The 12,726-nt window shown below is 58.9% G+C and carries 10 protein-coding genes; 7 read left to right on the top strand and 3 right to left on the bottom strand.

Features of this window, described 5'->3' with window-relative positions:
• Positions 1-28 precede the first annotated feature (28 nt).
• The 4 genes from K5E40_RS15970 to K5E40_RS15955 all read left to right on the top strand — a co-directional run bounded on the left by K5E40_RS15970 (position 29) and on the right by K5E40_RS15955 (position 3,661).
• Positions 29-922, top strand: a complete 894-nt coding sequence (locus K5E40_RS15970) for a LysR family transcriptional regulator (protein ID WP_221731643.1) — start codon at positions 29-31, stop codon at positions 920-922.
• Positions 923-1,054: 132 nt separating this feature from the next.
• Positions 1,055-2,521, top strand: a complete 1,467-nt coding sequence (locus K5E40_RS15965) for a nucleobase:cation symporter-2 family protein (protein WP_221731642.1) — start codon at positions 1,055-1,057, stop codon at positions 2,519-2,521.
• 67 nt (positions 2,522-2,588) lie between these two features.
• A complete protein-coding gene (locus tag K5E40_RS15960) occupies positions 2,589-3,062 on the top strand; it encodes an LEA type 2 family protein (protein ID WP_221731641.1) in 474 nt (157 codons plus the stop codon).
• A gap of 53 nt (positions 3,063-3,115) precedes the next feature.
• The gene (locus tag K5E40_RS15955; protein ID WP_221731640.1) at positions 3,116-3,661 is read left to right on the top strand and encodes a GNAT family N-acetyltransferase; all 546 of its coding nucleotides are present in this window, start codon (positions 3,116-3,118) and stop codon (positions 3,659-3,661) included.
• 122 nt (positions 3,662-3,783) lie between these two features.
• Here the strand turns inward: K5E40_RS15955 and K5E40_RS15950 are convergent, their stop codons facing one another.
• The gene (locus K5E40_RS15950) at positions 3,784-4,707 is read right to left on the bottom strand and encodes a carbon-nitrogen hydrolase family protein (RefSeq protein ID WP_221731639.1); all 924 of its coding nucleotides are present in this window, start codon (positions 4,705-4,707) and stop codon (positions 3,784-3,786) included.
• Between the two features lie 84 nt (positions 4,708-4,791).
• Here K5E40_RS15950 and K5E40_RS15945 point away from each other — a divergent pair, with 84 nt between their 5' ends.
• Positions 4,792-5,700, top strand: a complete 909-nt coding sequence (locus K5E40_RS15945) for a LysR family transcriptional regulator (RefSeq protein ID WP_221731638.1) — start codon at positions 4,792-4,794, stop codon at positions 5,698-5,700.
• A gap of 6 nt (positions 5,701-5,706) precedes the next feature.
• Here the strand turns inward: K5E40_RS15945 and K5E40_RS15940 are convergent, their stop codons facing one another.
• Complete coding sequence (locus K5E40_RS15940; RefSeq protein ID WP_038363082.1) at positions 5,707-5,961, bottom strand: hypothetical protein; 255 nt, start codon at positions 5,959-5,961, stop codon at positions 5,707-5,709.
• A gap of 154 nt (positions 5,962-6,115) precedes the next feature.
• On the opposite strand from K5E40_RS15940, the gene K5E40_RS15935 reads away from it, so the two are divergent.
• Positions 6,116-6,433, top strand: coding sequence for a YqjD family protein (locus K5E40_RS15935; RefSeq protein WP_221731637.1), 318 nt, complete (start codon positions 6,116-6,118; stop codon positions 6,431-6,433).
• 61 nt (positions 6,434-6,494) lie between these two features.
• On the opposite strand, the gene K5E40_RS15930 is transcribed toward K5E40_RS15935, so the two are convergent.
• Complete coding sequence (locus tag K5E40_RS15930; protein WP_221731636.1) at positions 6,495-7,535, bottom strand: Ldh family oxidoreductase; 1,041 nt, start codon at positions 7,533-7,535, stop codon at positions 6,495-6,497.
• Positions 7,536-7,749: 214 nt separating this feature from the next.
• Between K5E40_RS15930 and K5E40_RS15925 the strand changes: the two genes are divergently transcribed.
• Positions 7,750-12,603: a dermonecrotic toxin domain-containing protein gene (locus K5E40_RS15925; RefSeq protein WP_221731635.1), complete on the top strand. Its 4,854-nt coding sequence runs from the start codon at positions 7,750-7,752 to the stop codon at positions 12,601-12,603.
• The last annotated feature ends 123 nt before the right edge of the window (positions 12,604-12,726 follow it).

The raw sequence follows: 12,726 nt of genomic DNA, 5'->3' as shown, positions 1-12,726 counted from the left end.
TATCCTGACTTTATCCCGGAGTAATGTGATGTTGGGCCAACTCCACGATGTCGATTTGCAGTTGCTGCGCTTGTTTGTCCGCGTCGTCGAATCCGGTGGGTTCAGTGCCGCACAAGGTGAACTGGGCCTGAGCCAATCGAGCATCAGCCAGCAAATGGCCAAACTGGAAACTCGCTTGGGTTATCGCCTGTGCAGCCGTGGCAAGGGCGGTTTCAGCGTCACGCCCAAGGGCGAGCAACTGTTGATCGCCATCCGCACGTTGTTTGAATCGATTGAAGTGTTTCGTCATCAATCCAACGGCGTTGCCGGGCGCCTGATCGGTGAGGTGCGTTTGGGCATTTCCGAGGCCGTTGATCAATCGGTTTTGCAACGGGTCGCCGAAGCGATCCGACGTTTTCGCGAGCGAGATGAATCTGTGCGCATCGAGTTGATCAGCGCGATGCCCGGCGAGATGGAGCGCTTGCTGCTGCAACAGCGGCTGGACCTGGCCATCGGCTATTTCTCACAGGTACAAAGTGCTTTCGACTATCGCCAGTTGTTCAGCGAAACCCAGCATTTGTATTGCGCAACAGGTCACCCGCTGTTTACCGACGATGCCCCCAGCGATACGGCGCTGCAAGCCTGTGACCGGGTCGATCATCCTTACCGGTTCCTGCGCCACGACGAGCCGTTTCAGGGCAAGCACTGCTCAGCGCGTTCGGAACAGGTCGAAGGCACCCTTGCGTTCATTTTGTCGGGCAAGCATGTGGGTTATCTGCCAGATCACTATGCGCGCGGCTGGCAGGAGAAAGGCCTGTTGCGCCCAGTGCGCGAAGGCACGTTGAGTTTTGACGTGGCGTTTCATCTGGCCCGGCATCGGGCGCAGGTTCCCGGCGATGCGCAGATTGCCTTTGAAGAGGATTTGCTCCACGCGTTTGCTTGAATCGATTTAGCAGGCGCACCCCGCAAAAGCTGACCTTTCAGGCAGTTTTATTGCGTTGCCCTCGCCGCCCTCTTCCGGCATCCTGCGCCTCCATTTTCTGACCCGGCCCCGCCTCACGGCGCGCAAAACACCATGACCGCCTCTGAAAAAGCCCCGCGCAACAACGATCTGATCTACGGCCTCAACGACCGTCCGCACCTCACCGCCACTGTATTTGCCGCGTTGCAACATGTGCTGGCGAGCTTTGTCGGCATCATCACCCCGACCCTGATCATGGGCGGTGCCCTGGGCCTACAAAGCGAAATCCCGTACCTGATCAGCATGGCGCTGTTCGTCTCCGGCCTCGGCACTTTCGTGCAAGCCAAGCGATTCGGCCCGGTAGGCTCAGGTCTGTTATGCCTGCAAGGCACCAGTTTTTCTTTTATCAGCGTGATCCTCAGTGCCGGGTTCATGGTCAAGGCGCGGGGCGGTGGTACTGACGAGATTCTTTCAACGATTTTCGGCGTGTGCTTTTTCGCCGCGTTCATTGAAGTGGTGCTGAGCCAATTCATCGGCAAGCTGCGCATGCTGATCACCCCGGTGGTGACCGGCACAATCATCACGCTGATGGGCCTGTCACTGATCAAAGTGGCAATGACCGACATTGCCGGCGGCTTCGGCGCGGCGGATCTGGGCGCGGCCAGCCATATCCTTCTGGCGGCGCTGGTACTGGGCACCATCGTGGTGCTGAACCGGGTCGATGTGCCGTTCCTGCGTTTGGGCGCGATCGTGATTGGCCTGACCTTCGGCTATGTCGTCGCGTGGCTGATGGGCACCGTCGATTTCGCCAGTTTGCCCCAAGTGCCGCTCGTCAGCGTGCCAGTGCCGTTCAAGTACGGTTTCAACTTCGATTGGGTGGCGTTCGTGCCGGTGGCCGTGATTTTCCTGGTGTCGCCGCTGGAGGCGGCCGGCGATCTGACTGCCAACTCGATGATTTCCCGGCAGCCGGTCAAAGGTCCGCTGTACATCCGCCGGATCAAGTCCGGGCTGCTCGCCGACGGTCTCAACTCGGCCATGGCCGCGGTGTTCAACAGCATGCCGATGGTGACTTTCGCCCAGAACAACGGCGTGATTCAGCTCACCGGCGTGGCGAGCCGCTATGTGGCGTTTTTTATTGCCGGCCTGCTGGTGGTGTTGGGGTTGTTCCCGATGATCGGCGCGGTGCTGCAACTGATGCCTAAGCCGGTACTCGGCGGCGCCGAACTGGTAATGTTCGGCACCGTGGCCGTGGCCGGGATCAAGATCCTCGCCGAAGCAGGCCTGCATCGGCGCAACATGCTGATCGTGGCGATCTCCCTCGGCATGGGTCTGGGCATCGCTGCCGTGCCGGAAGTCCTGCGCGAGTTGCCACAAGCACTGCGCAACATCTTCGAATCGCCGATCACCGTCGGTGCGTTGTGCGCTATCGTGCTGAACATCTTCCTGCCGGAAGAATTCATTGAACTGGAAGAAGACGACTTCGATCCTGAGGCCTCTATTCTTCAAGTGATGGAAAACCCGGATGTTGCGGCCAAAGGTGAACCTGCCTCACCGGCGGCTGTCGCACAGTTGAACCGCTGACGCTGCGCTCTAAACACAAAGGGCTGAGCCGTCAATGGTTCAGCCCTTTTTTGTTGAGAGACTGTTTATGCGCCGCCTCCACGCCGTCATCCTGTCCCTGCTTGTGCTTTCCCTCAGTGCCTGCGCGCTGTTCCCCAACCGTGACCCGGTGAACATCAATGTGGTCGGTATCGAACCGCTGACCAGCCAGGATCTGGAAGTACGCTTCGCCATCAAATTGCGCGTGCAAAACCCTAACGAAACCGCGATCGACTACAACGGCATTGCCTTGGATCTGGAGGTCAACGGCCATTCACTGGCCTCCGGCGTGAGCGACCAGAGCGGCTCGATTCCGCGGTTCTCCGAAGCCATCGTCAGCGTACCGGTCAGCGTTTCGGCGTTTTCCGTTCTGCGCCAGACCCTCGGCCTGAGCCAGACGCAAACCCTCGACAACCTGCCCTACGTGCTGCGCGGCAAGCTCGCGGGCGGCTTGTTCGGCACCATGCGTTTTGTCGACAGCGGCAAACTCAGCCTGCCCAAGACCAGCGCCGCGACGTGGTAAAAATGCGTTAACTTGGCACGTTCAACAAAGACACTCATTGAGGCCGCAGTTTCATGGAAGAAACACCGACGTTAAACACCGAACGGCTGGTCCTGCGCCCACTGCAACTGGCGGATGCAGAAGCCGTGCAGCAAGCATTCGCACATTGGGAGGTGGTTCGCTACCTCAATGCTGCCGTCCCGTGGCCGTACCCTGAGGATGGCGCCCTCACCTACCTGCGCGACATTGCTTTGCCGGCAGTAGCGGCCGGCACACAATGGCACTGGTCCATTCGGCTGAAGTCGGCGCCCGAGCAATTGATCGGCAATATCAGCCTGATGGATCAACCAGACAACAACCGAGGGCTCTGGCTGGCGCCGGCGTGGCAAGGTCAGGGCTTGATGACAGAGGCCTGCGCGGCGGTCAACGATTACTGGTTCAGAACCCTAGGGCGCCCACTGATGCGCGTGCCAAAAGCGGCACCGAACATTGGCTCGCGCAAGCTCTCAGAGCGTGCCGGGATGCGCCTGATTCGTACCGATGAAGATGATTTCGTCAGCGGCCGCTTCCCCCAGGAAACCTGGGAAATCACCCGCGAAGAATGGCTGCACCCGCGATAACCCCGAACACAACACAACCCCCCCTGTGGGAGCGGGCTTGCTCGCGAAGACGGCGTAACAGACAGCATCAGTGTTGAACGTAAACACGCTTTCGCGAGCAAACCCGCTCACATAGGTTTTTATCAGTCGGTGAAACGCACGCCAGGTTTGGCCCGTTCGTCCACGCTCAGCTCGAAGATGTCCGGCCGGGCGTAATGGCCAACCACGTCGTAGTCATACCGCGCGCGCACCAACTCGTCAGTGTCGATTTCAGCAGTGAGCAACCCCGCCTCACCGCGTAATGGCCCCGCCAACACATCGCCCATCGGGCCGACGATCACACTGCCCCCGACAATCAACGGACGATCCGCCGGCCAGTTGGCAATCTCTACGCCCAGTTCATTCGGTGAGGCTTGCACTTGACAGGCGCTGACCACAAAGCAACGGCCCTCATGGGCGATGTGGCGCATGCTGACCTGCCACATCTCGCGCTCATCGACGGTCGGGGCACACCAGACCTCCACGCCCTTGGCGTACATCGCCGTGCGCAGCAACGGCATCATGTTTTCCCAGCACACCAGCGCACCAAGCTTGCCGACCTGACTGTCGAGCACCGGCAACGTCGAGCCGTCGCCCTTGCCCCAAATCAGCCGTTCCGTGCCGGTGGGCATCAGTTTTCGGTGCTTGGCGAGCAGCCCGGCCTGCGGATCGAAATACAGCGCTGTGCAATACAGCGTGCTGCCGGCGCGCTCGATCACGCCGATCACCAGATTGGCCCCGGTGCGCGCAGATAACCCAGCGAGCGCTTCGGTTTCCACCCCCGGCACATCGATGGCGTTGGCGAAATATCGCGCATACGCCTCGCGACCTTCGGGCAAGCGATAACCCAGTTGCGTGCCGAAAGCCTCACCTTTTGGATACCCGCCGAGCAAAGCTTCGGGCATCACCACCAGCGCCGCGCCGGATTCAGTGATAGCCGCTTCCCAATTGAGAATCTGTTCCAGGGTGTCGCCCTTGCCACCGGGCAAGGCGCCGATTTGCAGCGCAGCAACGATTGATTTAGGCATGACGCTCACTCCATCAAGATCAGGTGTTGCTGATTCTCCAGCGCGGCGGGATCATGAATAAAGCCCCGTTTGCTGCTGAATGATATGAGCCATATGAATATCACCACCGTCGACCTCAACCTGCTGAAAGTCTTTGAAGCCCTGCATGAGGAGTCGAGTGCCAGCCGCGCTGCGCTGCGTCTGAGCGTGACGCAATCAGCGGTCAGCGCAGCATTGCGCCGTTTGCGCGAGGTCTATGGCGATCAATTGTTTGTCCGCACTGGGCGCGGCCTGGCGCCGACGCTCAAGGCCAATCAACTGAAACCGGTGATCAGCGAGGCGCTGAACAAATGCCGGCAAAGCCTGGCGATGGTCGACCCAGCGGCCAATCAATACGACGGTCGTTCCGTCACGGTGGGCCTGTCGGATGATTTCGAGATCGCCTACGGCCGGCGCTTGATCGAAGAGATCGCCCGAAGCGCACCGAAACTGCGACTGATCTTCCGTCAGACCCACAGCCAGATCGTCGCCAGCGCCCTGATGGAGCGCAGCATCGACCTGGCGATCACCGCTGGCGGTTTTGCCGAACGCTTGCTCAGCCGTCAGGTGTTGGGTGAAGGGGGTTATGCGTGCCTGGTCGATCCGGCGAGCCTTGCGCCCGGCCAGCAACAGATCGCTCTGCAAGAGTTTGTCGCCCGCGAGCACATTCTGGTGTCGTCCGGCGGTTTTATCGGGATCACCGATGAAGGGCTCGCAGCGCTGGGCTTGAGTCGCCGGGTGTGTGCCTCGACAACGCATTTCGCGGCGCTGCCGTACCTGCTCAAGGGCAGTCAGGCGGTGGCGACGATTCCGGCACATGCCGCCGAGCGCATCGCCGCACTCAGTGGTCTGGCGCTGCTGGCCTGCCCGCTGGCCTTGCCGCGTTATCCGATTGAACTGGGCTGGCGCACCAGCACGCAGATCGATCCGGTGGTGGTCAAGGTCCGCGAGGCGATTGCAGCCAGCTTCAGGTAAAACGTGTTACTTGTTGGCGGCCATCAAGCGGTTGACTTCACTGCGCACCATATTGGCAAACTCCGGCGGCGACATGCCGTCCAGTTCAGCCCGGACCCACTCAGCCCATTTGCCCTTGCGCTTGGCGCGTTCGCCGAACAAACGCGCGGCTTCGCCTTTGGCTTTGCCCAGATTGTTCTGCCAGAGTTCGAACAGACGGGATTTCTCGTCTTCCAGCGCGGCGCGCTCTGCGAGGGATTTGTCGGCCAGATTGAAACTCATGGGGAATTATCCTGCTGCGTAAAATGGCGACATCTTACACGCTCGGCGGAAATCTCCGGCGCAGGTTTTTATTCCTGAGCTAAATTCAGTGCAACTTTTTAGCTGACGCCGGACTCCATTCATCACTGTCCATTCAACTGCAAGGAGTCACCCAATGGCCCGCAAATCCGCCGCTCAAGCCGCCGAAGATCAAATCAAGGATCAAGCCTTCAGCGAACTTCAGGCTCTGATCGAAGAGTCCGACAAACTGCTCAAGAGCAGTGCTTCACTGGTTGGCGAGGAAGCAGAGAACCTGCGCGGACAAATCACTCTCAAACTGCAGCAAGCGCTGGATTCCGTATCAAGCGTGCGCGATCGCACCAAACCGGCCATCGATGCCACCGAGAACTACATCGGCGGCCATCCGTGGCAGACCGTGGCGATCTCGGCCGGTTTCGGTCTGGTGGTCGGTTTGTTGCTCGGTCGCCGTTAAGCCCCGTGCTACATGAAAAAGGCGAGTCTGGTGACTCGCCTTTTTCATGTGGCCGCAACACTCAATAACCGGCCAGTTCCCGCAACTGCGCGCGGGTGTGCTCATCCAGCACAATGCCCTCGACCTGCGATCTGGCACGCTGCAAATGCCGACGATCACCCGGCAATCGTTTAAGCCCGACTCCGTGCATCTGGCGCACCAGTTCTTCGCTGCGTTCGGCAAATCCTTGTCCGGCCGCTTTGCTCGGGTCAATCACGATCAGCAACTGCCCGGTCCACGGTGTTTTCGCGCCGGGGTGGTTCGACCAGTCGAACTCGAATGAGAAATTACCGCCGGTCAGCGCTGCCGCCAGTAGCTCCACCATCATCGACAACGCCGAACCCTTGTGGCCGCCAAACGGCAACAACGCCCCGCCTTCGAGAATCGCCCTGGGGTCCTGAGTTGGCTGACCGAGGCTGTCCACGCCCATGCCTGCCGGTAGCCGTTCGCCTTTGCGCGCAGCGATCTGCACGTCGCCATGAGCAATTGCGCTGGTGGCCAGGTCGAAGACAATCGGTGCAGCGCCGGCCCGTGGCGCGGCAAAGGCAATCGGGTTGGTGCCGAACAATGGCCGATCAGCGCCGTGCGGCACCACACAGGTCATGCTGTTGACCACACTGAGTGCTACCAGACCCTCTTCAGCGAAAGGCTCGACATCCGGCCACAGGGCTGCAAAGTGATGCGAGTTGCGAATCGCCAACACCGCGATCCCTGCACTACGCGCCTTCTCCACCAGCAACGGCCGGGCGGCTGCCAGCGCTGGCTGGGCAAAACCGTTGCCGGCATCGACGCGCACGAAACCCGAGGCGACGTCTTCGACCTGCGGTATGGCATGTCCGTTGACCCAGCCGCTTTTCAGGGTCGAGACATAGCCCGCAATCCTGAACACGCCGTGGCTGTGGGCACCATCACGTTCGGCCCCGGCGCAGTTGGCGGCCAGCACCTTGGCGACCTCCGTCGACGTGCCATGGCGCAGAAAAATCGTTTCAAGCAATTGCGTCAGCGCTTCGAAGGTTAACGAGGACGAGGCAGCAGAAGACACAGGATTGAGTGGCGCAGACATCTGAAGCTCCAGAATGATTATTGGAGGGAACAACAGCGTACCGAGAACTTGCGAACCGATTAACCACGCCCAAGCGCCCCCCTGTCAACCCTGCAACAGCATGACCCGCGCTCGCGCTCGCAATGCGATAACTATCTACCACCTTTGCCCGCAGCACACCGCTTAGTCTCTGGCCTCATTTTTTGCGCCCAGCGCGCCCTACCGAGACTCGATGATGCCTGAGACAGCCTCCCCACTGCTGTTCCCCGAAACCCTGAATTTCCCCGGTCTTTGGGAACAAACAGGCAAGTCCCACAACCTCAACAGTAAGGACTTCAACTGGCTGGCCCATGTAAAACTGGCCACACACGCGCTACGCAGCGAGCAATCGCCGCCCATGCTTGCCCGGAACATTCGCATCAGCGCCGGCACGGCACCGCCCATCACGCTGGCCGGCAGTTTCATATTCAGCGAAACCCCCGACGACAAAGGCGTAATCCTCTACACCCCTTACGAAGACATCAAGAAATACGACAGCCTTGCGACCCTAGAGGCGTTACTCGAAAAACGCTTGGAGGAAGCCAAAGAAGAGGATCAGTTGCTGGCTTTTCTCGCTTTATCCCAGCGCAGAGAAGTGGTCGAACAGAGCAGCCTTACGCTGAGCTACGAAACAATCGAGGGGGATATTTTCGATAGCCAGAAGAGCGCCATTCTGGCGTGCCAGAAATTGAACGCGGCGGCCATGCTTGGCGAATTGAAGCGTTTGCCCTCGCTCACCTCCCTGATAGAAACGATTCTCGATGATCTGTTGAAAGACGGTTTCCCCAACCTGAAGCAGAGGCAAACCCGGGTCAATTTTTACACGGACGCCGCCGTCACCAACCCTGACACCGCCTCAGGTTCGGAACCGGCCCGGCACTGGCATGACTCAACAAGCCTGAGCGAAGCCGTGCTGATGCTTTACCGGCATCGAAGCTGGCCGCCGGACCCATTGCATGAGTTCTCCAATCCCGGGCATGCACCGGTCGAAGGCGATCAGGCGATTTGGGAAGAGGCGCTGCAACAGGCGTCGGGCAAGTTGCAGATGCTGCTGTTTCACGAAATGGAACGCTATTGGAACGCTCCCGCCACGGAGGGATCAACACGGCGCGTCTTCTTCGGTGAAGCACTGAAAGAACAGGCACGCGCCGAACTGCTGATCAAGCGCGAAACCGGCACCCTCGACGCCAGTCAGTTCGCCACACTGCACCAGATGATTCAGCCGGACGCCTTGTCGCCCCCTCGCCCAACCCTCGAGAAAGTGCGCCTGTGGGAGTACGAGCCCAATTATGTCGAGCTGGCGGGCTCTTTGATCATCAGTCACACAGATGCCTGCCTTTACACACCGACCATGGGTTTGCAGGTGCTTGAGGATTACAACGACCTGAAAGATACCGTGTTGAGCAAGCTGCGCGCGCCTGGGCACGAGGACGAATTCTACGGCTTGTTGAACCTTGAAGAGCGTCAACGCTTTATCGGCTTCGACCGGCCTCAGGTGAGCGGCGAAAGCATCGGCGGCGAGATTTTCAACGTGCTGTTCGAGGCCATCATCACCAAACAGAGGCAAAGCATCGAATTTGCCTTGCAGGTATATCGCCACAGCGATGGCTGCGTTGATATCCATGCCATGTTCGATAAGTCCCTGGATATCCGCTCGATGATCAACGAGCGGTTGCTGGAAGTGGATGCCGGTAAACGGTGGTCGACAAGGCCGGTGCTGGCCGGCGTGCAACAACCTTCCAGGGTGCTGGCACACAGGGTCCGGGAGATCGCGAGATCATGCGATGGCATCGATGCCTTGCTCACTGGCTCATTCAGGGGGCAGCCCACCGCCACCGCGAAGGAGCAGCGCAGTTACCTTGAAAAAATGAGATCACAGTTGGCTCACTCGCTGTTTGTCGGGGTAACCGGTGAAGCGGCGTTGCGGGTGCTCAGTGGCTCGCTTAAAACGGCCGAACAGGCGATTGTCGATACCGTGTTCCATCCCGATCAGCCCAGCCGCGACAACAGACGTTCACTCAATGGATTTCGCCCCGACGCCTGGTCACTTACCCTGGAAAGTCGCGGTGCGAAAGAGCCCTTGCCTTTGGCTCACTGCGTTTTGCTGACAGAACGTGGCGGGCTCGACGACCTGCACTCGGGAAGGGTAATTGTGTGGACGCCCGCGCTGGGGCTGGAAGTATTGGCCAATATTACTGTTGCGCGGCAGGCGCTGAGCCGACGGTTGAAGGACAGCGTGGCGCGTCTGGCTTTTCTGGAAAACCTTGCTCCCCAAGCACGCCAGCACCATCAGGCGTACACCCTGGGTCCCTTACGGTTGATCGAGGACAATATTCTGCACAACCGCGCACAATCTGGCATTGAGCACTTCCTTGCACGTTGCGACGCGGTACGCGAACGCCTGAAGGACCGCGCCGGACTCGCGCCAGCCCTGGCCACGCTCAAAAGAACGGCAATCGATACCAACCTGCTGCGAACGATTCACCTGGCAACGGCCATCAACCAGCAACAATCGCTACCCGCCTGGCTGGGCATGGCGCCAGTGGACGAGCAGCAGTTGCATCTCGAACTGCTTGAGCAATGGCGCCGTAGCGTGGTCGATCACAAGGACTACCTCAGCGGCCTGCCCTCTCTGGCCGATTACGTCAGTCAGACGTTGAAGTCATTGCTCGACGCTCGATTCAAAGGCAACCCGCTCGAGCCGCAAGACATCCAGATCATCCCCAATCTGGCCTTGGCGGGCCCTGCCCTCGCGCTCACCGATTTTGCGTTGAACCATATCAACATCGCCCAGGGTACCGGCTTCAAAGTCGCCGCGAGGACGAAAAAGCCACTCCCCGCAGGCCTGGATCAAAATACTGTCCGGCAACTGTTGTTGTCGCTGGCGATTCCGACGGTTTTCGCCAGAAAAATTACCGATGCGCTCTCCGACGACGCTGCTCAGTCCCAAGCACGCAAAGAACGCTTCATTCGGCAGACGCCCTGGCAACTGTTGCAACATGCACATGGATTGAAACTGCAACAGCAATTGTCCGCCAGCGCCTTCGATTGCCTTTGCCAAGTGCTCGACATACCGGACGGCATAGCACGGGCAACCGTTGAGGGAGCTCATGCCATGGCGTATCCGTTGTCGCTGGTCAAAACAGCAGGCGCAAGCGCTGTCGAAACGCTTGGACTTTACATCATTGGCCCGGGCGGCGGTCAGCCCGGGCCACTGGTCCTTTATGCGCCCTATGCGCAACAGCTTTTTCGCGAATTCGCCAATGAGCAGAGCCTGATCGCGGCCGTGAACACGCCGGGCAGCTTTCAGGATCTGGTGATTCGCCGTCTGCCGATAGCACAGCAATCAATATTTCGGGGGCTTTTGCAGGCGAGCGTCGGCGAAACCAGTGAAATGGCACTGTCGGGCCGCGCCATTACCGGCAACCTGTTGCACAGGCTCTTCAGTGACAACCTCAAGCTGCTGCCGCAATTGTTGAGTTGCCAGGCGCTCAGCCATGCTCAAGACGATTGGGAAGCGGCGAAAAACCTGTTCAGTCATGGCCCCCATCCGATCTCGGGGTTGCTGCCGGGCAAACTCTCGTACGTGACATTCCTTTGGCAGGCGTACAAGGATTTCAAGAATTCGGCTGAAAACCTGCAGGATCATCATTGGACGCAAGCCCTGAAATCATTTATCGACGGCGCGGTGCAGATGATCAGTCTGGGCCGCCTGACGAGCGAAGGCGCCGCCTCGGCAGAATCCGCTCTCTCCATTCTTTCTTCAGCCAAAACAGAGAGCACCGCCGGTAACGTTGACGCATTGTCGAACTCGCCCGCCCTGGTGGCCCCGGCGTGGTCGCAGATCCGTTTAACGTCACCCAGGCGCACCGAGCTACAGGCGTTTGAAACCACGGCAGTGGCGCTTGAGGATCTCAAGCGTGACGCTAAAAACGGCACCTATGAGGATCCGATCAGCAAGCGTACGTATACCGCTATCGCCGGCAAGGTTCATCGTGTCGACCAACCGGGGGCGGTCTGGCAGATTCTTAACGATGAAAAGCCCGGTCCGTCATTACGATTGACCGGCTCGCGACTCTTGCTGGCGCCCGATCGCCATGCGGTGCACTACGGCAAAGCAATCTCCAGACTGCACAAGCGATATACCCTGGAGTTGGATCGCAGGGTCATGCTGAACATCGAAGCCATCGGTATGAAGGAAATACGCCGCAACCATCCCCAGAAAGCGCAAATACTGCAACACGCTGTTGATCTTGCCCGCGTATATGCGTTCAACAGCCTGCACAATCTGGTCCAGTTGAAAGCCAACGTTCCTGGCACCCGTCTGGATGGATTTCTCAAAGTGTTTTTCGGCGTGGCCCAAGTCGATAGCGGTTTATTGAGCAAACTCAACAAGGCGATCGTGCCCATTTGCCAGGCGTTGGTGGATCCCGACGATGACCTGTTGAACACTGATCGCTTCGTTGTGGGTTCCAATGCCTTCCAGTCCTGCGTCATTGCGTTTGTGCTGAACAACGACCACCGCAAAATGGTTCACTTCACCGAAAACTTTTTCAACCCGCAGTTGAGCTGGTACGCACCCTCCCTCATCGAGCCTTTCGACATTGATGGCCACGCTCAAGCAGCGACACTGATCCACGAGTTTGCCCACCAGTATTCGAAGGCCAAGGATATTGCCACCCTGGAGGCACGGCGCCCGTTTCACGACTTGATCGAAACCCTCACGGTGTACGGCCAGACTATCCAGCAGGAGTTGCTAGACCTCCAGACTCAGGCGTTGTCGCTCACTACCCCCCGAGAAGCCCTGTTTGCACGCTGGAGCAAGAAAAAAGGTTTATTTTTCAGTCTGGATAAAATCCCGGGGGCTGAAGACATCAGCAAAGACATTCTCGATCTGACCCTCACCCCGACCATGGACGAGGCCCGCAATGCGTTTCTTGATAGGCACTCAGCGGATGTGCGCATCGATGTGATTTTGCGCAACGCCGACTCCATCGCCCGCCTCGTTTGCGAGATGGGTCGGCAACTGGATCCGGTGCCGCTTCCCTGAAAAAGCGCAAAAAAATGCGCAGGGCTCGAAACCTGCGCACGCCTTCACACCCATCACTCGGGTACGCGAATCAGTCCTTCAGGTTGGGTAGCTGAGAAAAAATAAGTTCCGTTTTGATGGGCA

Origin of the sequence: Pseudomonas baetica (assembly GCF_019733355.1) — a bacterium.
Lineage (GTDB): Bacteria > Pseudomonadota > Gammaproteobacteria > Pseudomonadales > Pseudomonadaceae > Aquipseudomonas > Aquipseudomonas baetica_A.
The sequence above is the reverse complement of the archived record's forward strand: the minus strand, read 5'-3'. Positions and strand labels throughout refer to the sequence as shown.

Excerpts from the sequence above, each read along its gene's own strand:
- K5E40_RS15965 (WP_221731642.1), top strand. The coding sequence starts at position 1,055 with ATGACCGCCTCTGAAAAAGCCCCGCGCAACAACGATCTGATCTACGGC.
- K5E40_RS15930 (WP_221731636.1), bottom strand. The coding sequence starts at position 7,535 with ATGTCTGCGCCACTCAATCCTGTGTCTTCTGCTGCCTCGTCCTCGTTA.
- K5E40_RS15935 (WP_221731637.1), top strand. The coding sequence starts at position 6,116 with ATGGCCCGCAAATCCGCCGCTCAAGCCGCCGAAGATCAAATCAAGGAT.
- K5E40_RS15925 (WP_221731635.1), top strand. The coding sequence starts at position 7,750 with ATGCCTGAGACAGCCTCCCCACTGCTGTTCCCCGAAACCCTGAATTTC.
- K5E40_RS15955 (WP_221731640.1), top strand. The coding sequence starts at position 3,116 with ATGGAAGAAACACCGACGTTAAACACCGAACGGCTGGTCCTGCGCCCA.
- K5E40_RS15960 (WP_221731641.1), top strand. The coding sequence starts at position 2,589 with ATGCGCCGCCTCCACGCCGTCATCCTGTCCCTGCTTGTGCTTTCCCTC.
- K5E40_RS15950 (WP_221731639.1), bottom strand. The coding sequence starts at position 4,707 with ATGCCTAAATCAATCGTTGCTGCGCTGCAAATCGGCGCCTTGCCCGGT.
- K5E40_RS15945 (WP_221731638.1), top strand. The coding sequence starts at position 4,792 with ATGAGCCATATGAATATCACCACCGTCGACCTCAACCTGCTGAAAGTC.
- K5E40_RS15940 (WP_038363082.1), bottom strand. The coding sequence starts at position 5,961 with ATGAGTTTCAATCTGGCCGACAAATCCCTCGCAGAGCGCGCCGCGCTG.
- K5E40_RS15970 (WP_221731643.1), top strand. The coding sequence starts at position 29 with ATGTTGGGCCAACTCCACGATGTCGATTTGCAGTTGCTGCGCTTGTTT.